Genomic DNA, 22,286 nt, shown 5'->3' on the forward strand with positions numbered 1-22,286 from the left:
ACCACCAACAGGGTGTCGCTCAGATCTGAAGCCGGAGATTTGTGATCACTCTCTTCACGATCACTCCCTTCACGGTCAAGGCACTCGCGAATGCGGGCACCGGCCGCCTGGATCATCTTGAGGTCCACCCCCAACTCCCGGCCGTAGTCGATCTTTAGACCCGTTTCGGCGGCGTAGGTATTGAGAACGGAGGGGATGTCGTTTTTGGCATGGCCCGCCGCAAACAGCATCGCCGGCACCGCCAGCACATGGCGCACCCCCCGGGCCCTCAGGGCCTCCAGGCCATCGCGCAGGATCGGGCGGGCGAATTCCAGGTAGCCGTATTCCACCGGCACCTGGGGCAAAATCGCCTGGAGCTGCTGGGCTAGCTGGGCAAATTCGGCCACCGCCAACTTGTTGCGGCTGCCATGGCCGCAAACCAAAACCCCAATCGGGCCATGGGGCCCCTCCCGAAGAACTGCTGGCCCAGGGGCTGTCATGGCCGATTGCACCTGACATTGACCCTATCGCCAGGGGGGGCAGATTCGTTTAGGGCGAGGATGGGGCAAAGCGGCCCAATTCATGGCCCTACGCCTGCCCCCCTTCCAACAGCTTCCGCCCCCCGGCCCCAAGGCGAAGCTGCTGGAAATTCCCATCGCCCAGCTCCAGCCCACCCAGCTCTGCGTTGGCCTGGCCGAGGTGCGCAGTCGCCAAAGTGATTTCTCGAGCGAAAGCGGCCAGGAGCTGCGTTCCTATCTGGGCACCAAACCCGTACCGCTGGTGCGCAGTAAGAAGGGGGAAGTGTGGATGGTGGATCGCCACCATCGCCTCAGGGCCCTATTCGAGCTCCAACCAGAGGCCACGGCCTTTGGCTATGTGGCCCTGCAACTGGACTGCTCCGATCGCCAGCAGGTGCTCGCCGAGCTAAATACCCGGGGCTGGCTGTACCTCTACGACGGCCGGGGCCTCGGCCCCCTTGATCCGGCGGCCCTGCCACCGCAGCTAAGCGGCCTGCAGGACGACCCCTACAGAAGCCTGGTCTGGAAGCTCAAAAAGGAAAAGCTGATTGATCCAGCCCCCCTAATTCCCTTCCATGAATTCCGCTGGGGCGCCTGGTTACGCAGCAGGGCATTGCCGCCCTTCAGCTCGGGGCAACTCGATCCCGCCCTACCGGCGGCACGGGCCTTTGCCCGATCACGGGCCGCATCCCACCTGGCAGGCTGGAAAGGCCCCAACCCCTGACCATGGCCCTGCCTGAAGCTTCTGGCCTGGCGGCATTTGGCTCCAGCCTCACGGCGATCAGCCTGGCGGAATTGGGCGACAAGACCTTCTTTATGGCCTTGATCCTGGCGATCCGCCACCCGCGCCGTTGGGTGTTTGTGGGGGCCTTTGCGGCCCTGGCCGCCGTGACCATGATTTCCCTGGGCCTGGGTTATGGCTTCAAGGGAATCCTGCCCGAGGCGGTGGTGCCCTGGCTGGCTGCGGCGCTCTTCCTCGGTTTCGGCCTGAAGCTGCTGCTCGAAGCCCAGGGCCTGGGGGCCCAAGCGGCCAACCAGGAGGCCGAACAGGCAGAAGCAATCGTGAATGAAGCCGAAAGCAGCAAAAACTTTGATTCGGCCTGGGGGGTGATCTGGGAAGCCTTCGTGCTGGTGTTTATTGCCGAACTAGGTGATCGCACCCAGTTCGCCACAATTTTCCTGGCCACGGCACCGGCCTTTAGTTTTGCGGGGCTGCTGGCTGGATCCCTTGCTGGCCATGGCCTAGTTACGGCCCTGGCGGTAAACGCGGGGAAGTGGATCGGTCAACGGGTAGATGAACAGCTGCTCTACCGGCTCAGTGGTGGCCTATTTCTGGCCTTTGGTCTGGTGGCCCTCAAACAAGCCCTGGTCTGACAACTACGCTGCCTTTCAGTGCAGCTAAGCAATCGGTGGCTAAAGACGAATCAAGCCGTGGACCAGAACTCCTGACCCTGGGGTGGACCGCCGAGGAAGTACGCAAGTACGAAGAGCTCTGGGAATACCGCCAGCGCTGGGGCGCGATCAACCTCGAACTGGAAGACCGCCAGTTTCTGCGAAAGGCTGAAGGTGCGCTGCCCAAAAGGGTTTCTGGCAAGGGTTCGGTCAAAAAAGCCATCCAGGACAAGGCCCACTACCTGTGGTTATCGAGCTATTGCGATGCCATGAAAGCCAGTGCCCCTGAGCTTGGCCTGGCCGAAGACGAGCTCGGGGCCTGGCAAATCGTTTTGGAGGAGGAGCTGCGCGCCCTTGCCTATTACCAACCGGTGCTCGGCCTGCCCGACACGATCAAGGCAAAGGAGTTGATCAGCCTGCGGGAGCAGTGGGTGGCTGGGGCGGAAAGTCAGGGCCGCAGCCTCAGTTTTGATTTCGATGCACCGCTGGAGGCCGCCAAGGCCCAGGGCCACAGCAAATGGAAGGCGCTCCGGCCAGAAACGGCGGCAAACCCCAGCAGCTATTTGGTGCTCCAGGGGGAAGGGGCCGAAGCCTTCCGGGCCCAGGTGCGCACTGGGGTTATCGAATTCATTCGCAGCACCTTCCCGTCGCTGAAGGAAACCGATAAGCCCGAACCCCCTGCCGATTGGCAACCCGCCAGCTGAGCCCATTGGCCTAGCTGGCCAACAGGAACCCGGGACATACGAAGGTCTGGGGGAATGGGGCGCACCGATCAGCAAAGCTGTGGGCAGATTTTTTCCACCGGCGCCGGCACTTTTCCCCAAGCCAAACCGGGGTTTTCCACAGGCGCTGGAGCGGAAAGCCCAATGGCCGCAAAAGCTTTAAGCGGGGGGTGGGGAAACGGGCGAATCGCTTGACGCCTGCAGTCAGGCTGCCAGTGGTTCCAGCCAGCGGCGATCAAAGCAGCCAAAACAGCTCCGGGCACTGATTTCTCAGATGCCGTCACGAGAGACAGGCCCGAGATCGGGATTTTGCCTGGCAGGCCAAGGTGGATCCGAGCCAACCAGAAGCGAGCAAATAGGGCGCATGCAGCAGATCCCCGACCACGCCCCCAGCAGCGTCAGCGTTGAAAACCAATTCCCTGAAGACCTCTTCGATGCGATGAAGGAGTTTGTGCGCCTCCACCCCCAATGGGACCAATACCGGCTGATGCAGGCAGCTCTGGCGGGCTTTCTCTTCCAACATGGCTGCAAGGACCGGGCCGTGGCGCGCCACTACCTCAATGGCCTGTTCCAGAGGGCAACTGCCAACAGTGGCTCTAGCGTTCCCTAAGGAGATTTGCCGGCCTACGGCCGGGCTGTTTACGGGGCACTAGCGATCAACTGGGCACTGCCGATCAGCTGGGCACTGCCGATCAGCTGGGCACTGCCGATCAGCTGGCTTTCCGTGGCCCGATAGACCGCCTGGGCCTCGGCGGCACTGCCACCAACGCAGGTCATGCCCAACTTGCCGAATTCCGAGAGGCAACCGAGCAGGTGAAACACGCTGCCGCGCAGCCGGGCCGGGTCGTAGTGGAGGTCGGCCTCGGCCACGATGTCGATCAGATCGGCGGGCAACAGACCCCTAAGGGCCGGATCCGCCAGGTTGTCGCTGGCCTGGTAGTGCAGGGGTTGGCCGGTGGGGGCCATAAACAGGCCAGTGGCCGGATCCAGCTCACCGGTGGTGATCGCCCGCAGGGCCATGTAGGGGTGGGTGGTGCCACCCTGGCGCAGGTTGACCTCAATCGCCTGCAGATCCCAGCGATCACCAAAACGGCGGGCGATGAAATCCACGGCATAGCGCTCCAGGCAACCCCGCTGGGCTAGGGCTTCACCGACGGCCTGGCCGTGGCGCATCAACTCGAGGCGATAGGGGTCGGCGCAGGGAAACTGGCAACCCAGGTAGGTCTGGCCGCTGGGGCCACCAAGGATCTGCTCATGGGTGGAGAGCACATCCACGGCACCGCCGGGATAGATCGTGCCCTGCACGCTGGGTGAACTCAGGCCATCGCCGCCCTCCAGCCAGGCCTCCACCAGGGCACCCCGATCGCCGAGTAGGAGCCGCCAGGAGGGGGCAGGCATAGGCAACTGCTCCAGGGATTGGCGAATTAGCTGGCGTCGCTCGCGGCCACTGCGGCCCTCCAGCTGGAGCGGCGCCAGTTCAAAGGGGGCATTGCCCTCCCCGCTGAAGCCCTCGTTGAGCTTGACCACACAGCGGCCTAAATCGGGCTGGTCTTCCCAGAGCGTTGCGGTGGCTTCCGCCAGGTCATCGAGGTTGTAAACCAGGCCACTGCCGGCGGGATGGGGCACACCGCAGGCGGCAAATAGCTCCCGACTCCCCGCCTTGCTGCCCCAGTAACCCAGGGCAGGGTCGGTGCCCAGCAGGGGAATTTGCAACAGCTCGGAGAGCCGTTTTTCCTGCTCGCTGACCACAAAGCAGGTCATCAAACTGCGGCCGGGGCGCAGCAGATCCTTGATCCGAGCCAGTAGGGCCGGGCGCTCCAGCAGCTTTTCGGTGAGGGAGCGGGGCGAGGCGTCGTCGGTGTCGAAGAGATGTAAGCGCCGGCGGGCATGGGAGGTGGGCACCCCCGGCAGCAGCTCCAGCACCGCATCCACCACCAGCTCCGGCAGCAACTTGCTGGTCACATAAATCGCCCGCACGCCTGGATCCCGGAGCCGTATCAGGGAGAACAGCTGGCGCTCCTCGTAGTGGTGCGCCCCAGTGATCATGGCCATCTGGGCCGGATCCATGCTCAGCGAAGGCACCACCAGCAGGTCCACATCGGCGCCCTTGGCCCCGTTCTCCTGCCCCCATGCAGGTTGGAGCTGCTGTTGGAGTTCGGCAAATGAAAGGGGCATTCGCTGCAGGGGCCTTATGCGCTTCAAGTGTGGCTAGCTAAGCCGCAAAAAACGCCCCAGGCCAAAATGGGATGAGCTTTAGCCGTGTTCCATGCTGCGCCGCATCGCCAACCACCTGCTTGCTGATTTGGCTGGCCCCGCGGGCCTGGCCGCCGTGGCAGTGCTGACGGGATTGGGCTCGCCCGCCCTGGCGGCACCTTTTAGCTACAACCCGGTGTCATTTGCTGGCTTTGCCAACGAGACCTACCGGCTCCAGGGCAAGGACGTGTTTTTCAAAAACCTGGGCCCCTGCGTCAAGGAGGGTCAAGGGGGCTACCGCTGCCTTGGCGGCGAGGCCCTGGTGGGGGTGCCGGCCCAAAACGGGCGCAATTTCTGCAAGGTGGGGGCGGTTTGGTACGTGCCCTTTAGCCGCACCGTGCAGTACCGCACCACCAGCTGCAGCTTCCGCAGCGACAAGCAACGGCTGCTTGAGCAATCCCAGGATCTGCTGCGCAGGGGCCTCAACACCCTGGAGAACTACTCCAAGTAGGCCCAGTGGCCAGGGTGTCCCTCACCACCGTGAGGCCCAGCTCAATGGCTGCTACGGACACACTTGCCCGCAAAGACCTGATTGACCTTGTTGTTAAGGGCGTCGCGGGAAGGGTGGCTTGTGGATCACGGGTGAACGACAAAAGGCTTTGTGGATCACGGATTGGGGTTTTGTGATCCACAAGAGGGGTCATGGTGGCCCCTCCAGACGCCCCTCGTGGCAGGCCCGGATGGCGTATGCAGGGCCCAGCAGCGGGATCAGCTGCTGCCAATCGAGCTGTGGCGGAGGCAAGCCGCCCAAGTGGTAGGGAACAGGAGCCATCACCCGATCAAATCCACCGGCAAATCGGCGCTGCGGTGCAGCACCAGATCGGTGGCGGCATCGCGGAGCTCCAAGTAGAGCTTCTTGCCGCTCCAATCGCCTGGAATCAACAGCACACGATGCTGGCTGAGCTGCCTGGCAAGTTCCTGGCAGAAGCGCTGGTGGAGCTTGTTGGGGGCGGCAGCGGTCATGGCGAGAGGCGGCACACCCGATACGCGCAGATTACACGCGTGCTTGTATTTATACGTGCATGCTCGTAAATACTCATACGGCTGTCGGGAGGCGGTAGGTGCGGCCCTTGCCCACCCCTTCCGGAATCAGGGCGCCGCGTTTGGAAAGGCGCTGCAGGGCATGGGTAGCTTGGTTTTCCTCCAGTCCGAGGGCCTGGAGCAGGTCCCGCCGGCGCAGAACCTCTCGCTGGCGGGCAAGCTCAAGAATGCGTTGGTCGATCTCTTCAGGGGTGAAAGCACTCTGGCGTTGGTATCCGGCTTCCTGATCGAAGGCTTGGTAGACCTGCTTCGAAAGGGTGTAGCTGCGACCGCGCCCTTGCCCCTGAGCAGCCACCAGATCGGCCTCCACCAGCTGCTCCAGGTGCCGCCTGATCGTGGGCTCATCACGGTGCAGGCTTTCCGCTAGCTGAACGGTGGTGAGGCGGCGCTGCTCATGCAGGGTGTGGAGCAGCAACAAGCTGAGCAGGCCCAGCGGTTCTCCACTCAACCGTTGCTGCCCTTGCCAAAGGGCGACCAACTTCAGATTGGCTGGCTGGGTGCTCAGCTGCAGCACCACGTCATCCAGACTGGATTGGCCGTAGTTGGGAGCATTGCGCCCCGCTTCCAGTAGCTCCTGGTAGATGCGGTCCACACCCCGGCCGGTGCGCTCTGCCAGGCCGATCCGCTTGAGGGCATCGGCCAGCGCAAGGTTGCGGGAACGGGGCGGCGTCGTGAGCAGGGTGTCGATGGTGACCCCACGCACGAAGCCGCCGGGGTTGCTGATCACCAGCTGCTCCCCGAGCTGCCAGGTGACATGCACGGCGGCCAGGCGGGTGTAATCGCGGTGGGCGAGGGCATTGATGAAGGCTTCGCGGAAGGCGCGCTTGCTGAGATTCGGCACCGGCACGCGGAACAGGCCCACATCCAGCTCCTGCTCCGTGAGCAAGGGATCGATCCGCTGCTCGACCTGTTCCACCAGGGCAAGAAGTGGTGATCGCCAGAAATGATTGATCCGCACCTCCGTTCCCTGCAGCACCTGGAAGCCGCATTCATGGCCGGGGATGCAGCGCCGGATGGCCGCCTCAAAGCCCAGCAACAACAGGCCTGCCGCTGTGGGCCGTTGGGTTCCTTGCACATCGCGGCCCACCAGGCCCAGGGCTCCATCAAGCTCGTCGTCGCTGAGCTCGAGCAGGCTGGGATCGCCTTTGTAGGTGCGCACCATGGTGCACAGACGCTGGCGCTCGGCGGGATTCAGATCGTCCAGTGTGGCCGTGAGCAGGGGTTCGGCCGACCAATCCAGCTCCAGCTGCTGGTGGGAACGCCGCATCACATCCACAGCGCTGGCGGGCCGGCAGAACGGCTTGCCCTGCTGGTCGAGGCTACGGATCTGGCAACGGCCGTCGCGGCTGAAGACCGTGCCCTGAGCAAGGGGAACATCGATCTGCAGCACCACAAGATCGTTCAGTTCCAGACACTCCACCGAGACGGACAGCGGAGGCGTGGTGCCTTCCGCGATCACGGCGGCAAGGTTTTTGCGGCGATCACGCGTTGGATGCAACCCCGTGACGGTGCCGTTGTCTTCGATGCCCAGGTAGAGGGTGCCGCCCAGGGCATTGGCCAGGCAGAGAGCCGCCAAGGCGAGATCGCGATCTTTCAGAGGCTCCTTGCGGTCACCCTTGAACTCCACGGTGAGGCTCTCTGCAGTGGGCAGCTAAGAAGCGTTTTCGTTCATGCCGCTGGTCCTCGAGCAGAGCCAATGAGATCGAGCCGCCTGGTAAGCGAGCTCCCCTCGATCCGGCGGTGAGCTCCCCTCGATCGGCTATGCGCTGCCATCAGCCGTCTTCCCCTGCCTGCCTATCCACGGCCTCACGCCCCTGCTCACTGAGCCGGTAATTGGCACCACGGGCGGCCCCGAGCTGCTCGATCTGACCGGACTCCTTGAGCTGCTTGATGACTGGCGTGATGGAGCTTGGCTCCACATCCAGGGCAGACGCGATGTCGTTCCTACTGAGACCTTCTGCGGGGGCTGCGGTGAGCGCCTGCAGGGTGTCGCTGATCAGGGGGCCGCGGATCAGGCCATCGCTGCGGTAGGTGGCAACAATCGTGGTTTTTGCTTTCGCTTTGGCCTTGGGCTTGGTCCTGGTAGCCGTTGTCATCTGCCCGCCACCTGCAGGTAGGGCACCACCAGCTGGCTGGGCTGGATCGCCAGGGCTTCATCACAGGCCAACTGGGCCACCCGGAAACCAGCTCGGGTCTGGGCGAACGGAGAGGAGCGGGGAAAGCCCTGCTGAAACAGGTACTCCCCCATGCCGGTGAGCACGCCGCCGTTCCACCAGCCCAGCCGCTGGGTATCGCCCAGGGCCGCCACCACCAGGCGAAGCTTGAAGAGCTGGCGGAAGTCCAAGGGGGAGTGCGAAGTGCTGCTAATCCACACCAAGGATGATGCAGCGCAGCCACAGCTCTGGCAACTACTGCCACCATTGCCCGGAAAGCACACCTTCGGGACAATCAGACAGTGGAACTCAAGGTGGTGGCCGAGGGAGTGCTGATTCGGCCGGTGACACCCCGGTCCAGCCTGGCCGCCAGGCTGGAGACCTATCAGCCAATGCCAGGCGAACTGATTGAGGAGATGGCATGGGATCCCATCGGTGCTGAGGAGGTCCAAGAACTCAACAAGATTGCTGACGCCCTCAAGGCCAATGCCCTAAGGGAGTGGCACAAGTTCAGAAGTTAGCAATTATCAGTTGATTTTTCGATGAGCGGAGTAAGCATTCCTTGGCCAATCAATTGATCAAAATGCTGCCAGGTTGCATCGGAATGGAGCTTACTGGTCATGCGAACACCAAGTTCAAAGTTATGCAGCTGGGCCGCATCGGTTATGTTTGCGCTTGTCACAAGTAACTGATTATCAGAGACGACTGCTTTGACATGGCAAACAGCTACAGCATCCAGCTGAACTGAGCGGGGATCATAATAAACATCTGGCGAGATGCCATCTGGCTTTGATTGCCACAACTTGTTCCAAGTTTTTTCTCGAAAATGGGCCACCAGGGCCTCGGGCAAACTGCCATCACCCCTCCTGCGGGCTATATTGCAAACAAGCCTCACCTTAAGTTGAGGCTTTTTATCCATACAAGCTTTAATTTGCTCAAATAATCTCGCAACAAATGGGCCCTTATAAAATGCATATGTAGTGATCAACAAACGCTGCTCTGCCTGTTCTACAAGCTGCTGAATCAACACAGATTGATCACGCATCCTGGCTCCTGCACCCCAATCGGGCCCCGACCAAACCAGTTCCGTACCCTGTAGATCCTCGTGCTGCAGTTGTTGCGCCAGCAAAGCCTCTACCGCAAGGGAAAGGGTTGCTCTAGTGCCTCCAGAATCACGCCAAGCGGAGAGCCACTGCATTAGTGCTGCCAGATCAATCTCTGCAGATAAATCATTGAAACTAAGCCGAGCCAAAAAAGCACTGGCATCATCCAAGCAGGAATCACCCTGGCCAAAACCATCAAGACGAGGATCTAGCGCATCTAGAAGAATCTCTAACTGAGCCCTACTTAGGGTGGGAAGGTGTGGGCCCATAAGCTTCACCTCAATCGATTAGATCTGCAGGGAAAAATGCGGCATCATCGGTCTGTAGAGTAGGCACTACAAGTGCACGATCTAGGAATTCATTACGTCTCTCACAGCTAGTTTCAGCGATCAACAAACAGCCATGGCATGCAGCACCATGGGCATAGCGTTTTTCCAAAGGGTCATTTGGCTCATGGCCAGAGCAAAAGGGGTCGTTAGAGCAAAGAGAACCACTTTCAAGTGATGCCTTGAGCAGATCTTCAACGCGATCGGTCAGGGCAACCAGGCCCCCGAGGGTTCCCTCTGAACCACTACCGCCGGTATAAAGCAGGATTCCATAGCCAATACCAGGAAATGCATAGATCCGCTCTTTGATTGCCGAGGCTCCATAGCCACAATCCAGTGCTGCCTGTGTAATCAACAGATGGGCCAGGCTATGGAGCATCAGATAGCCACCACCTGGCCAGCCAAATTTCTCCTTAGTTAGGCCGTGCTCCCTGTTCCATGCCTGGAAAGCTTGTTCATGCTTGGAGAGCTGCTGACGGACACCATCACTCTTGAGCCAGCCCTCTACTTGCGATTTTGAAAACTGAAGAAAAATGCCTTCACCAAGATTTTCAATTGCAGGCAGCCAAGTTAGTTCCTTCACGTCGATGGCGGCCCGTTTGACACCAAGGTCGAGGGGATCACCATCGATCTGACTAACAACAGCCTCCAGCCGTGTAAAACCCAACAATGCCATCACTTCGCGCATCCGATGCACTTTCAAGACGCGTGTTACCCGCTGGCTAAACCAGGAACCCACACCACTTAGATCGACTTCTTCGGCCTCAAAGCTGTTTTTTCCCTGCTCGCGCTTAAGTTCACTCACTGGCCCGATCAATGCCCTCAACTCCTGCAGCTTCAGGGCCTCACTATTGGGTGGAGCCTGCTCAGAATTACCTCTAACGGCTTCCAAGGCAACGTAGATCTGCTCTGGGTCTTGCCCTTTTAAGAATTGCGCAATGTGCTCGGGTGCAAAGTCTTCAAGCCAAAAAGCCAGTTTCTCTGCTGAATTGATCTTCTCGAATTGCTTGAGATGCTTGCCGATCACCTCGCGAACTGCGTCGATGGGTTCGGGTATGGAGATAGCAGAGATCAGCTCGGGGAAATAGGCATTACTGGCGGAACGCACCAGGAGACGGTTGGGGTAGCCACCCGGCTTACTGATGTCTGCGACGCACTGCTCCTGGCCATAGCTTCCCAGCCAAGGACGGTGGCCCTGGCAATAGCCCAAGGCAGGCCGGTCGCCGTCTTCTCCTTTTGTCTTCTGCTTGGCCTCCGAGAGGCGTCTGCGTATTTCACAACGGGGGCAGCGCACATAGATCTCGGTGAAGTCGTTGCCCGAACCCGCCTCGTCCAGCCATAAGGTGGTTGTGCAGTTGGTTCGTCCGCCATGGACGAATTCACGCCACTCAATATCGCTGAGGTGGCCATTGGGGCAGCTCTGTACAAAACGCACCGGCACAACACGATGGCTTTTGCGATCTACATCTAGGTACTTACCTTTTTCCAGCCGCCTGCCCTCAACCAGGGGCCTGGTGCGATAGCGACGCCCTTCGCAGACCTCTGTCTGATCCAGTTGTGCCACAAACCAATTCGGGAACTGGGGGCTGCGAATACCGCCCCCACGGTTGCTGCCACCTGGCCCGGTGTCTTGCACCGGCGGTTTTTGTAGTTTCAGAGTGGGGACCTTGAGGGTCTGGCGCAACTTGGTGAGCAGCCTTGGCTCATCCACATCTTCTGGGGTCTGATCAGCTCCATAGCTCCAGAGGTTGAGGCCACCGATCACAACGGAATGATCGGGCAAATCCACCATGGCGCCGGGGCCATAGGTGGTGATCAGTTGGCTGTGCCGCACCTCCCCTTGGGGTTTGACGGATCGGTTACCAGTGCCGCGGCCTGCCATCAGTTCATACCCCCTTCATCGCTGCTGTCGGGTCGTTGCACAAACAGACCCGCCGTGGGCTCCACATCGCGCAGGCTCCAGTTGGCAACGAACTCCCTCTGTAGCAGCGGTAGTTCATCGAGGTCTGGATCAAGGGGCGAATGCAGCAAGGCAGGAGCTTCTCCCTCCTCTCGGCCGTACTGGAGCAAGTCGCCCTTCTCATCGGCCAGGCGACTCCACTTATCCATCAGGTTTTGCACCTGGGCCACCACGGTGGCTGCCAGTTGATCACCATCAGGGGCAGCGCGCCTTATCCGCTCACCCAGGCGCTCAGCCACCAGGCTGCCCGTGGCTGCAACCTCCTTATGGTTGCCCGCACCCTTAGCCCAGGTGAGCTTGGGATTTAGGTGCCTGGCCAAGGCCACGCTGATGGCAGGAAGGCCACGCTCAATAGCCCGCCTTGAGAAAGGGGTGACGCTGGTGGCCTCCACATCTCGGTAGAAGACCGAATGCCAGAAACTAAACCGCTCGTAGTGGGAGCGGTCACGGGGGCGGTTGGGATTGAGCAGTACTACTACCAGCCCCGGCCTTTGTGAATCTCGGCCTACCCGGCTACTGGCCTGGATGTATTCGGCGGTTGTTTTGGGCTGGCCCAGCATCACCATCAGGCCTAGGCGACTGATGTCGAGGCCCACAGAAATCATGTTGGTAGCTAGTGCCGTATCCACGGGCTCACCCTCGTCAAACCTCTGGGCAAGGCGGGCTTTGGTGGTACTCACCTCCGATGTGGGAACCCGAGAGGTGAGTTCCAGGGGCTCATTGGCGATCTTGCGTTTGGCGTAGCGCGGTTGAGGATCGCCAACTAGGCGCCGGCGTTGGTCGTAGGTGGTGAGCTGGGAAGTGACCTCTTCTTCAATCAGGCGTCTGGTGATACCGAGCTCCTTGATGGTGTTGAAGTAGCCCAGCAGGGTTAGGTATGGATCCACTGGATTTGGACCAGGAATCTCTCCGGCCTTTTCCTGGCGCTTGCGCTCTTGCTGGGCCTGCTTAGAAAGCTTCTGGCCAGTGGCTAGCAGGGCCAGGCCAACCCTCAGCAGTAAGGCCTTCTGGTTGCGGCCCGGCGCAGAGATACCCAGATACACCCGGCCCGGGGCTTCTGAAAGAGGCTCGGTTTTGGAAAAGAAGGAATCGCGGCGATCGGGGCCCGGCGCAGGAAAAATTGCGGGTGTGCCCTTACGGGCAAACAGGGCCCGCATCTGCTGGGTGGCACGGCGCACAGTGGCAGTGGATGCCACCACCTTGGGACGAATTCGCTGCCCATTGCACTCCCGGGTGCAGAGCTCATCAATCACAGCTTCGTAGAGGCCGCCCATCGAGCCCAATGGCCCAGAGATCAAGTGGAGTTCGTCCTGGATAATCAGATCAGGTGGTTCCAATCCATCGGGTAAGGGCTGGCCGGCCTGAGCAGATGGCGGATCACCTGGCCCTGAGAAGCCCTTGGTGCCCTGGGCATGGCTCACATGACCAAATAATTTGCCAGTGGGGCCCACCCAGGGCAGCGCTGCAAATTTGTCGACAGTGGCTATTACGAAGGCGGGCAGCCGCTGGTAGAGCATTTCATCAACGGCTACCAGGGGCAAGGTGTTGTCTCCTGAAAAGCGGCATTGCCGGTTGCGGCAGCAAACCCTTAGCTCGGTGGGGTGGTCGGCATCGGGCAGCAAACGGAAAACGCCGCGGACAACTGCCGGACGATCGTCGTGTAGTGAGGCCTTACCCAGCTGGGTGCCGCACCATGGGCAGTTATCAATCGGAATGGGCTTGTTGTCGCCGCCTGTCCAGGCAAGAACTCTGGAACGGGCACTGTTGGTATCGGCATCACCGCTGCGGCCAAGCTTGTTGGGGGTGCCGCTTTGCCCGACCCAAAGGCCAATTTCAAAAGGCCATTCGCCCAGGGTGGCTGGATCTTTCTGTCGCTCTATTTCCAGCGCGCAAATCAGGGTGGATGCCCGGCCGAGTTGATCCAGGGTGAGCAGGCGCAGGGTGTAGCGCATCAAAACGCTCATCCCGGCTGAATGGATTGAGCCGCCATGGCGCAGACGCCTGAGCACCAAGGTGTAAGCCGCCAAGCCCAGGTATGCCTCGGTCTTGCCGCCACCGGTGGGGAAGAAGAGCAGATCAATTGTTTCCCGCTCTGGGCTTTCGGGCTGACGCATCCCCACCAGGTTCATCAACACGAATGCCAACTGGAAAGGGCGCCATTCAGGCTCCACTGCCCTTGGGTCGCGGCCTTCCATCACGCCAAAACGCTGGCGGGCCGCCTGGGCCATTACCCGGTTAGCGATGGCGAAAGCGAGCCTTACCTGGGGGTCGCTAAGCAGATCAATACCGTGCTGAATCCGTTGCGCCTGTTTATTGGCTTCGTTCAGCATTTCGCTGGCCGTGCGCTGTTGCTCTGGGCTGAAGCCTGCTGTGGTGGCTTGGTCTGAAATCCATTGCTTGTATTGATCAACAAGGGGTTGCAGGGCGGCTTGAATCTGCCCAGCTCCGGCGCTAGCGAGCTCGTCCAGATCCCCCATTGCCAGCCTGACTTTTGGAAGCTTGGCCGGGCTCACCTTCTCAATAGTGGCCTGGGGTAGCCAGGTGGTCTGCAGCAAATTGCATTTTCCAGCCAGTACAACTGGCTGGGGCGAAATGTTGTGGCCCACCGCAAATTCGAGATCATTGCGATAGTGCAGGTTGTTGACCCGTTGATCCCAGTCGCCTACTGAGGCCTGGTGGTCGGCGGCGCGGGGATCGCAACGCGCAAGGAAAGCCTCGGCGCACGCCACATTCAGCTGAACCTGAAAGGCGCTGGCGGCATCACGGTCGTCGCTGCTGACACCGTCGTAGCGGCGTTCATTGGTGAGGAAAAGGCTCACTGCAACAGCCGTAGGTGGGTAGCTCTGCCCAACAGGTGCGGAACGCACATGCCAGCGGGCCCAGAGGCCATTGGCTGTGGGCACCTCCTTTTGATTAAGGCCGGGCTGGGAGGGATCGAGATCCGATGCCTTCAGGGTGAGGGGTGTGCTGTGGGGTTCGCGCTGCCATGCCTGATCGGCAGTGCTGCCTTCCGGTGGCGGAACGCGTTTGTAATTGGCCCAGTGGATTTCAATTTGGAGGTCTGTGGGTTGGCCAATTAGGAAGCTCAACCCAATCGAAGAGGGGAAGAAAACTTTTCTCGCCGGACCGCCTTCACTGGCGCCGGTATCGTCGGCAGCAGCTTTGCCGCGCGTTTTTTGATCGCCGCGGGAAAGATTTTGGCCATCTAGGCCGGCGAGATCGTCGTCGGCTGTGTCATCGGCCTTGATCTCCAGGCTGGTTTCGCTGGGGATGAGAAAGCCGGTTTGGTACCAGCGGCTGGGGCTGCGATCAAGCAGCTCGGCATCCAGTTCAGCGGCCTGCGCTAATTCACCTGCAGCTTGCAGTTGGGCAAGCACAGTTGTTGTTGGCCCTACCAGATCCAATTCCAAGGCCTGGATCAGCTGTTCACGCACTGCTGCGCTGGTGGAGTTGGAGGTCAGGGTTCTGGCTTCTGGTGAGGCCTCAGCCTGGATGAGAGCGGAAGGATTGGGTTCCATGGTTGCTACGCCTCCTCGCTGCTACTGAGAAATGTGTTCAGCCGCTCAGCGATCAAGCGCCGCCGCTCCGCCAAGAACGCTTTGTAGCGCTCAATAGAAAGCATGTCAGGGTCGGTGGGGATGCACTGGCTCTTGAACGGCTGCTCGCCATTGGTCTTTCGCACCTCAGGGAAGTAGAGGGCAGGCTCCTTGGCGCTGATCTTGCGGTTGGCCTTGCCGCTGATGAAGGCGAGGTTGGCGATGTCATCTGTCTCCCGGGTGGTGGCAGTGCTCTTGAGAACAGCCTTGGGGAAGATGTGGTGGAACTGCAGCTGGTGGGCATTGCCCACATGGCTGAGGGCGATGACCAGGTTGGAATGCCAATCGCGGGCGCCGGCAGATTGAAAGGCCAGGAACATCGTCTTGAACAGGGCGCTGCGCTGATTCCGGCCTTCCAGCTCCTCAGGGGTGACATCCAACCGTCCCACCTGGGTGCGCAACCTATCAAGCAGCTCTTGAAAGCCGCCGCCATCGCGGAGGATCTTGAGGTCTTGATCGAGGAGGGTTTCGCTCGAACCTCGGCTGTAACGGCCCTTGGCATTGGCGAGCAACACCCAGCGGCGTAGGCTGTGCGCTTCAGAAGCTGCGAGCTTGTAGGAGCGCTGGGCCCCATAGAAGCCCAGGCTGATCAGCAGGAACGGCGAGGCCAGCAGGGCCGGGCTGGTGATGCCGGCATTGCTGCGCAGGAAGTTGATCGCGAATTCCATGCCGCGGCAGCCATCGTCCCAGCCGCTCTTCAACGCATCGAGGGTGAGGTTGGAAACGGTGAGGAAACGGGACTGGCCAGTGGCATGGGCGACCAGGTTCTTCAGATGGAGGCCCAGGTCGAGCTCAAACCCGTCTTTGGTGCAATCGGCCTGGAAGGCCTGGAACACTTTCAGAGAGCCACGCCACTTGGCGGTGATCTGAGCCAGGGCAAGATCAGAGCTGCGTAGCTTTGCGCCCAGGGAATTCACCCGCACGAAGATCTCGGTGACCTCGTCGTAGGAGAGGGACCTTTCGAGCACATCCATCCGGTAGATGTACTTGCGAATCTCCTTGAGTCGGTTCAGTCGCTGCGTATAGCGCTCAGCACGTGGGTCATCGAGGCTTGTGACGCCAGCTCGCTTAAGGAAGTAATTGTTGTCATGCGATCCAGCAAACACCTCGCTGACCTTCACCCACTGGGGCAGCTGTTCGAGCTTGCGTGTGCTGACCACGAAGGTCATCTTGTCGAAGCGCTTCTGCAGTTCATCTTCTGTGGCATCGACCTCTTCATCGATCGGCTCTTCCCCGTCGTCGCTGTATTCAGGAGCGTCAATGTTGTTGTCGTCCACTTCAGTGACGAAGGGGAGGGCATCCGGGTGCTCGAGGTTGAACAACATCTCAATCGGCCGGACGCGACCATTCACCTGAACTGGCTTGCCACGAATCACTGCCGAGAGGGACGTGAGCCGCTGTTGACCATCCAGAAGGAGCTGGGTCTTGGCGTAGGGGTTGGACTGCTGCTCGATCGCAAACGCCTGCTGGGGAACCACCTCATCGGTTTCCCAGATCAGAATGGCACCGGAGGGATAGCCGCGGTAAAGGGAATCAAGCAGATCGCGCACTCGGCTGGAACGCCAGACGTAGCGCCGCTGCATCTCAGGCAGACGCAACTCACCGCGCTCAATCTTGCTGACGAGTTCTTCGACGGTGGATTCGGCTTTGGCCATGGATTCAGCTTGTCTCTCCCTCGATATCGCTCAGGAGCTGGTTGCACTGCTTGAGAAGAGCAGGCAGGTTGTTCTGGATGACGCCCCAGACCAGTCGGTCGTTGATGATGGCGTACTCGTGGGTGAGCTTGTTGCGAAAGCTGATGATCTGTGGTGCCTGATCGATCTGGGCAAAACGACCCTCGTCTCGCTGAGAAGCTGATTGAGTGCCTCACCGATGATCGTGAACTCCCGCTCAATAGACGAGCGAATCAAGCGGTTGTTGCAGTAAAGATCGAGGTTGATGCCAGCGACGGCCTGCTGGATGGCGTGACCAGCCTCGATCACATCGCTGAGGAAGGCCCGAGAATCACGCTTCATAGATCAGCTGCTTCGACGCCTCGATGTCGCGGCGCACGTAGGGGTTGCGTACGGCATCGGCCATCACCAGATCCACTGGCTGGCCGGTGATCGAGGCCAGTTGCTGCTCAAGGCCGAAGTAGGCCTGCACGAGTGCGCCCGGCTCGATCGGCTGGAACTCCACGAGCAGATCCAGGTCGCTGCGGGTGGGGTCGAAGTCGTCGCGAAGTGCCGAGCCGAACAGATGCATGCGCAGCACCTGGTGGCGCCGGCAGGCGTCGGCGATGGCATCGAGCTGTGGCTGGGCGAGGGCGAGGTTCATAGCACCAGTCCGATCTGGATAGTCTGGCCCGAATCAGGGGCCGGAGTCTTCGGCGGACGCCCCCGCTGCTTGCCGGTTCCAGCGCCGCCGCCAGCACTGGCGGCCTTGGCAGCCTGTTTACCTGCCTTGCTGTGCACCCCCAGCGCCACCTCTTCGGCATACCGCTCCGCATTAAGCGCCAACAGCCGAGCCAGCACGTCATCTCGTACCGAATCGGGCCAGCGGTAGCGCCAGGGCAGCTTTTTGGTCGGTTTCACGGCGCCGTGGGCCCGGAGCTGGCCCTGGAAATCGAGGGCATCGCCGGCATCCCAGAAAAACAAGTCGCCGCTGTCGATGCGCTCTTGTAAGTCTTCAGGGATCTGAGCATCTTCCTCTAGATCTAGGTGATCAAGCCCGAAGCCGCAGGCGGTGGGCACGTCGCTCCAGCCGTAGGCTTCAAGCACCGTCAGATCTATCTCGCGGTGGAGGTGGCGCAGCTCCAGGAGGCTGCTGCTGGTTTCGAATGGGTCGTGGAAACGGTTGTAGGTGCTAGTAAGACCTTCTGAATTGCCTGCCATCGTTTCAGCTCGAAATACGAGGTACCTACGGCCAATATCATCTAGAAGCCGACAGGATTTTCCGGCCACGATAGCTTCTGCACATGATTGACTAACATCAAATGGGAAGGGGAACGTTTCAAAGCAGTCCGAAGGATTGTACCGAATCTGGTCGCCCAGAGAGGAGCCAAAGAACCAGGCAAATATATCGTGCACTGAAGACTGAAGAACTGAGAATGAAGCGTGGTCGTCAAGGGAGTAGATATTTAAGGTATTTGCATATATTGATCCAGTCGGGAGAATCGCAAATGCATTATATGCTGAGGCTGAACTATTGTTGACCATAACGGTCTTTCTGCCTTGAATGGCCTGGTATAGGTCGGTCGCTCTGTGGTAGTGCTGCCACCAAATCGCAGCTCGCGCTCCATGGGCGGAATTGCTCTTCGCCGCCGAGGCCAGTCTTTTTGGCTTGACCTTATTTTCGACAATCTCAAGTAGCTTGGGATATCTGGTGCGGCATTCAGCCTCTGACAGGCGTCCAAAATCAATTACATATCTTCGGTGGGAGTGAAATGGATTGGAGTTGACCTCTTCACCGCCTATATAAGGGAATATTACGTCCGAGCTCGCGGGTTCTTCTCTCAAGACTGCATGCATTGTTTCCAGGGAGGAAGGCTCCCCGGCCAGGTTGCCAGCGCTTTCCCCAGATTCGTCAAATGTAAATCCCATCCCAAGGACGATTGTGCCTTGAAAGCTCTTTCCTGCATTGGAGTGAAGCCTCATGGGTTCTTCGTCGCCCCCATTTACAAAAAGGAAGGAGTTGATTTTCTCGACGGCGACGCCATTGCGACGCATAAGTCCAGTGTATCTGCCTTTGACAGCGTGAACAATGCTGATAACAACCGAGGCCACTCCTGGCCACTTTAGCCTCGCAGCAGCACTGTAGATGATGCCACCATTTAGGCAAATCCATTTGAGACCGGCGCAGCGAGTATCCCCCTCCGAGATGGTTTTTGTTGCTACCAATCCAAAAGCTCCTCCAGGGGATAAGAGTGCAAATGACTTACGAAAGAAGAAAGCAACTAAATCGCATTTGCCTTCGGCTCCTTTGCAATGAGCCCTGAGCCAGTTGGAATATTCTGGATGGGACATGCTCGCAAGCGTAATGTGCCCCGCAAAAGGTGGGTTCCCAGTCAATACGTCAAAACCTTGTCTGCCTTCGCTGAACACCTCTGGAAACTCAAGATCCCAATGAAAGGGTCGAATTCCCCTTTCGCCTGAGGCCAGTTGAATGCGGATCTCCTGAATCGAATTCTGCAGGCCCTCATCGTTGAAGGCGCCGCTGAGCATTGCCAGATACACCTGCTGCTTATCGGCCCGATCCTTCGGTTTGTTCTTGGCGAAGAACGCCGCCGCCATGAGATCGCCAGCCTGTCGCAAGCCCTCCGTGGCTTTGATCTGCTCATCCAGCCGCTGCTTCTTGCTGTCGTAGTCGGCATCGCTGATGCTGTCGAAGGCGAAGCTTTCCCTCCGATCAATTCCCATTTCTTCATAGATCCGGTTCTGAGCATCAAGAAAGCCCAGCTGCACTTCGCTCATCGCTGCTCGGATCTCCTTCACCGAGTAGCTCACCAGGGAGTCGCCGCACTTGAGCGCGTGATCCACGAAGGTGAATGGCAACTCTTTGCTCAAAGTCACCAGCCAGAGCGACAGCTTGGCCAGGTTCACCGCAAACGGGTTCTTGTCCACCCCATAGAGGCAGCTCTGCGCGATCCGCCGGCGGGCCACGATGTCCTTGTCCCATTCTTCGCGGAAGTCATTGGGATAACCGTCGCGCTCCCAGGCCTGCACCAGCAAGCCCGCCAGGTAACGGCACACCGCCACCAGGAAGGCGCCCGAGCCCATCGCCGGATCACACACCTTCAGGTCCAGGATCTGCTCTGCCTTGGGCTGGTGGTTGCAGCGCTCCAGCCACGGGCGGAAGGCCTCAGCCACGATCGGTTCGGTGAGCGCTCGGGGGGTGTAGTGGCTGCCGCTGCGGCGCCTTTCGGCCGTGGGCTGCAGGATCAGCGAGCCAGCGGGCAGCACCCGCGCAGTGTGCGCTGAAAGCCGTTTGCCCAGAGCTTCCGCCACATCTCCATGGCTACTCGCCTCCTTCAGGGCACGGGCGATGGGAGCCGCCAGCTTCAGCTTCACGCCGGCCCGTTCATCCAGCCAGCTCGCCCGTTTACTGCCCGCCTGGGCCAGCAGCTCCTCGGCATCCACCACCACCGTGATCGTGATCTTTTGGCGCGGCGGCCGATATGTGATTCCCACGCTGGGGCCGGTGGCTTGTTCCACCATGAAGCCCATGATTCCCTCGTACACCGAACCGATCTGCTCCACATCCAGGGCCCGGTAGCTGAGGATCTGGCCATTAAGCAGCAGCAGCTTGGTGAGCACCTGCTCCACCACGTCGTCGCTGATCGCCGGCACCGTGGCCAAGGGGCCATCGGTGTACGCCGTGTCTGCCGTGCGGCCTTCCAGGAAGGGGTAAGCCTCAGGATCAAATAGTTCGCCGTGCCGAGCCGGGAGGTAGGCCTCAGTAGAGCCGCCACCGTCATAAACGAGGCGGAACAAGCTCAGCAGCGTGGCCCAGGCACCCCGCCGGCCCTCCATGGCGTTCTGGTAATCACTGCGGTCTTGCCGCAGGCGCTGCGCCAGGCCGCCCACGCTGTAGTGCTGGCCGTAGAGCGAATCGGTGGGCATCAGCTCTTCGTCTTCGGCGTAGAGCAAAAACACCAACCGCAGCAGCACGGTGATCAGGCCGCCGTAGATGTGGCTGGGCTCTTCTTCCGCCTCTGCCAGACCCGCCCCATCGAAGCCGCGCAGCAGGATCCACAGCGCTTCAAGCACCTGCTCGGCCAGGCGGGTGCTCACCTCGTTTTGCTCCTTGCGGCTCTGCTCCATCAGGGGCCGCAGGCGCGTGTTGCTGGCCCCGCCCTCAAATAGGCGATCCGGCCCGAGCAGCATCTGCAGGGCCGCCAGCATTGGCCGCCCGTCGACCGTGGTCATCGGCTCTAGCGGGAAGGTGAGATGGCCGCTGGATTCACCCCGCGGCGCAAACACCAGCCGCAGGGCAGCCCCATTCCAGAGCAGGCCAATCGGGTGCTCGCTTTCCTTGAGCAGCCGCTCCAGCCGCTGCTGGGGCGTGGCCTCCCAGCCGCGCCGGCCATCGCCGCCCTTGGGCAGGGCATCGAAGGGCGTGCCCATGGGCAGCTCCTGCACCAGCAGCTGGGCCTTGAGCGGCCCATCCCCCTGGCTGGGTTCGCCCACGATCCACTCGGGGCGGAGCACCTCGTCGTAGTCGTCGAGGCTTACGGCAACCTCTGCCGCCAGCTCCTCGGGTTTGCGCAGATCCCCTGGCTGCCAGGCCAGCACCTCCTGGCAGAACAGCTCAAAGCTGGGCGCCACACTCAGCCACTGCTCGCCATCCGGCTGGTTGGCCATGGGCTGGTCTTCCAGCAGCTGCTCCAGCCGTTGCTGCCAGTCGGCCAGCACGGTGGTGGCACCTTCGGGGAAGATCCCCAGCCGGTTGAGCACCACCGGCTCCACCACCAGACCCACTGGCTGGGCCATGCCCTTCCACTCCTCGTGGGTGTGAACACCCGGGGCGCGGGGTGGCATCAGTGCTTCACCCCAAGACGATCCAACAGCCGCCCCCTGAGATCGGCTGCGATCGATTGAATCAAGACCAAATCAATGTCTGGCTCGGGTTCACTGGGATCGGGGTAGCGGAAGTCAACCGCCGCCAACGACAGCCGGTTGAGATCGATGGATGCAGCACTCCAGTCGGCCCCAGCCTGTTGCAACAAATCCGACAGCTCCCGCAGGTTATGGGTTTTGGGCACAGGCGCCGCCAGCCGCATCAGCTCGGCCTTGAACAGTTTTTCCAGGCATTGCTGCAGGTGAAAGCAGACGCTGCGCCTGTTGCCTCCAGCGCTTGCCAGGATCTGGCTGTCGTGCCAGTCGTCCTCCGCGTAGCGGATCCAGGCCTGCACCAAAGGGCTGAGCTCAGCCATGGAGCACTTCGCCGTGATCCAACGCCTCCCGGATGAACGGATCGCCCCATCCATACCGTTGAGCTGCGGCTTCAGGTCTGCATAACAACAGGTCAACCGGAAATGCCGGTGCCCCCAGCTCAAGCATGGCCAGCCGCTGCTCAAACGAGCTGCCCTCAAACGGCATCACCACCAAGATGTCGGCATCCGAATCCCAGCGGGCCTTGCCCCTGGCCTGGGAGCCAAACAGGATCACTTTCTCCGGAGCAAAGTGATCCACCAGCCTTTGGGTGAAGGCCCGCAGGGCGTGCCGGGTCACCAGGGGGGGAGGAGTGGAGGCCATGGCGTCCA

Annotated in this window: 21 protein-coding genes; 6 read left to right on the forward strand and 15 right to left on the reverse strand. The window is 60.4% G+C overall.

The genetic code is table 11. The annotated features are described in order from the left end of the window. A partial coding sequence (locus KBY58_RS04505; protein WP_255003161.1) for a sirohydrochlorin chelatase occupies positions 1-479 on the reverse strand: 479 nt, incomplete at its 3' end. A gap of 82 nt (positions 480-561) precedes the next feature. Here KBY58_RS04505 and KBY58_RS04510 point away from each other — a divergent pair. The 4 genes from KBY58_RS04510 (at position 562) to KBY58_RS04525 (ending at position 3,221) form a co-directional block, all read left to right on the forward strand. Further along, positions 562-1,221, forward strand: coding sequence for a ParB-like protein (locus KBY58_RS04510; RefSeq protein ID WP_255003162.1), 660 nt, complete (start codon positions 562-564; stop codon positions 1,219-1,221). A gap of 2 nt (positions 1,222-1,223) precedes the next feature. Continuing rightward, complete coding sequence (locus KBY58_RS04515) at positions 1,224-1,871, forward strand: TMEM165/GDT1 family protein (RefSeq protein ID WP_255003163.1); 648 nt, start codon at positions 1,224-1,226, stop codon at positions 1,869-1,871. Positions 1,872-1,906: 35 nt separating this feature from the next. Then, positions 1,907-2,593 carry a hypothetical protein gene (locus KBY58_RS04520; protein WP_255003164.1) on the forward strand — a complete coding sequence of 229 codons (687 nt, stop codon included), beginning with the start codon at positions 1,907-1,909 and terminating at the stop codon, positions 2,591-2,593. Between the two features lie 382 nt (positions 2,594-2,975). Further along, a complete protein-coding gene (locus KBY58_RS04525; protein ID WP_255003165.1) occupies positions 2,976-3,221 on the forward strand; it encodes a DUF2811 domain-containing protein in 246 nt (81 codons plus the stop codon). A 29-nt stretch (positions 3,222-3,250) separates the two neighbouring features. On the opposite strand, the gene KBY58_RS04530 is transcribed toward KBY58_RS04525, so the two are convergent. Next, complete coding sequence (locus KBY58_RS04530; protein WP_255003166.1) at positions 3,251-4,786, reverse strand: peptide ligase PGM1-related protein; 1,536 nt, start codon at positions 4,784-4,786, stop codon at positions 3,251-3,253. Positions 4,787-4,877: 91 nt separating this feature from the next. Between KBY58_RS04530 and KBY58_RS04535 the strand changes: the two genes are divergently transcribed. Continuing rightward, complete coding sequence (locus KBY58_RS04535) at positions 4,878-5,315, forward strand: hypothetical protein (RefSeq protein WP_255003168.1); 438 nt, start codon at positions 4,878-4,880, stop codon at positions 5,313-5,315. A 320-nt stretch (positions 5,316-5,635) separates the two neighbouring features. Here KBY58_RS04535 and KBY58_RS04540 read toward each other — a convergent pair whose 3' ends face one another. From KBY58_RS04540 to KBY58_RS04555, 4 genes are all read right to left on the reverse strand, one after another. Further along, positions 5,636-5,827 carry a hypothetical protein gene (locus KBY58_RS04540; RefSeq protein ID WP_255003169.1) on the reverse strand — a complete coding sequence of 64 codons (192 nt, stop codon included), beginning with the start codon at positions 5,825-5,827 and terminating at the stop codon, positions 5,636-5,638. Between the two features lie 73 nt (positions 5,828-5,900). Beyond that, complete coding sequence (locus KBY58_RS04545) at positions 5,901-7,532, reverse strand: ATP-binding protein (RefSeq protein WP_255003170.1); 1,632 nt, start codon at positions 7,530-7,532, stop codon at positions 5,901-5,903. Between the two features lie 145 nt (positions 7,533-7,677). Then, complete coding sequence (locus KBY58_RS04550; RefSeq protein WP_255003171.1) at positions 7,678-8,001, reverse strand: hypothetical protein; 324 nt, start codon at positions 7,999-8,001, stop codon at positions 7,678-7,680. Beyond that, the gene (locus tag KBY58_RS04555; RefSeq protein ID WP_255003172.1) at positions 7,998-8,249 is read right to left on the reverse strand and encodes a BrxE family protein; all 252 of its coding nucleotides are present in this window, start codon (positions 8,247-8,249) and stop codon (positions 7,998-8,000) included. The genes KBY58_RS04550 and KBY58_RS04555 overlap by 4 nt, the downstream gene beginning before the upstream one ends. 111 nt (positions 8,250-8,360) lie before the next feature. On the opposite strand from KBY58_RS04555, the gene KBY58_RS04560 reads away from it, so the two are divergent. Continuing rightward, complete coding sequence (locus KBY58_RS04560) at positions 8,361-8,579, forward strand: hypothetical protein (protein ID WP_255003174.1); 219 nt, start codon at positions 8,361-8,363, stop codon at positions 8,577-8,579. On the opposite strand, the gene KBY58_RS04565 is transcribed toward KBY58_RS04560, so the two are convergent. From KBY58_RS04565 to KBY58_RS04605, 9 genes are all read right to left on the reverse strand, one after another. Then, the gene (locus KBY58_RS04565) at positions 8,576-9,331 is read right to left on the reverse strand and encodes a phospholipase D-like domain-containing protein (RefSeq protein ID WP_255003175.1); all 756 of its coding nucleotides are present in this window, start codon (positions 9,329-9,331) and stop codon (positions 8,576-8,578) included. The two genes, KBY58_RS04560 and KBY58_RS04565, sit on opposite strands and share 4 nt — an antisense overlap. A gap of 109 nt (positions 9,332-9,440) precedes the next feature. Continuing rightward, entirely contained in the window at positions 9,441-11,369 is a 1,929-nt protein-coding gene (drmB, locus tag KBY58_RS04570) for a DUF1998 domain-containing protein (RefSeq protein WP_255003176.1), read from the reverse strand. Further along, entirely contained in the window at positions 11,369-14,965 is a 3,597-nt protein-coding gene (drmA, locus tag KBY58_RS04575) for a DISARM system helicase DrmA (protein ID WP_255003177.1), read from the reverse strand. Before drmA ends, drmB begins: the two co-directional genes overlap by 1 nt. Before the next feature lie 5 nt (positions 14,966-14,970). After that, a complete protein-coding gene (locus tag KBY58_RS04580; RefSeq protein WP_255003178.1) occupies positions 14,971-16,698 on the reverse strand; it encodes a DUF262 domain-containing protein in 1,728 nt (575 codons plus the stop codon). A 4-nt stretch (positions 16,699-16,702) separates the two neighbouring features. Further along, positions 16,703-16,864, reverse strand: coding sequence for a DUF86 domain-containing protein (locus KBY58_RS12990; RefSeq protein WP_409995716.1), 162 nt, complete (start codon positions 16,862-16,864; stop codon positions 16,703-16,705). Positions 16,865-17,047: 183 nt separating this feature from the next. Beyond that, positions 17,048-17,359 carry a nucleotidyltransferase family protein gene (locus KBY58_RS04590; RefSeq protein ID WP_255003180.1) on the reverse strand — a complete coding sequence of 104 codons (312 nt, stop codon included), beginning with the start codon at positions 17,357-17,359 and terminating at the stop codon, positions 17,048-17,050. After that, positions 17,356-21,561: an Eco57I restriction-modification methylase domain-containing protein gene (locus KBY58_RS04595; RefSeq protein ID WP_255003181.1), complete on the reverse strand. Its 4,206-nt coding sequence runs from the start codon at positions 21,559-21,561 to the stop codon at positions 17,356-17,358. Before KBY58_RS04595 ends, KBY58_RS04590 begins: the two co-directional genes overlap by 4 nt. Further along, positions 21,561-21,956, reverse strand: coding sequence for a HEPN domain-containing protein (locus tag KBY58_RS04600; RefSeq protein WP_255003182.1), 396 nt, complete (start codon positions 21,954-21,956; stop codon positions 21,561-21,563). The genes KBY58_RS04595 and KBY58_RS04600 overlap by 1 nt, the downstream gene beginning before the upstream one ends. Further along, positions 21,949-22,278, reverse strand: a complete 330-nt coding sequence (locus tag KBY58_RS04605) for a nucleotidyltransferase domain-containing protein (protein ID WP_255003183.1) — start codon at positions 22,276-22,278, stop codon at positions 21,949-21,951. Before KBY58_RS04605 ends, KBY58_RS04600 begins: the two co-directional genes overlap by 8 nt. Between the last annotated feature and the right edge of the window lie 8 nt (positions 22,279-22,286).

This window comes from Cyanobium sp. HWJ4-Hawea (assembly GCF_024345815.1).
Taxonomy (GTDB): Bacteria; Cyanobacteriota; Cyanobacteriia; order PCC-6307; family Cyanobiaceae; genus Cyanobium_A.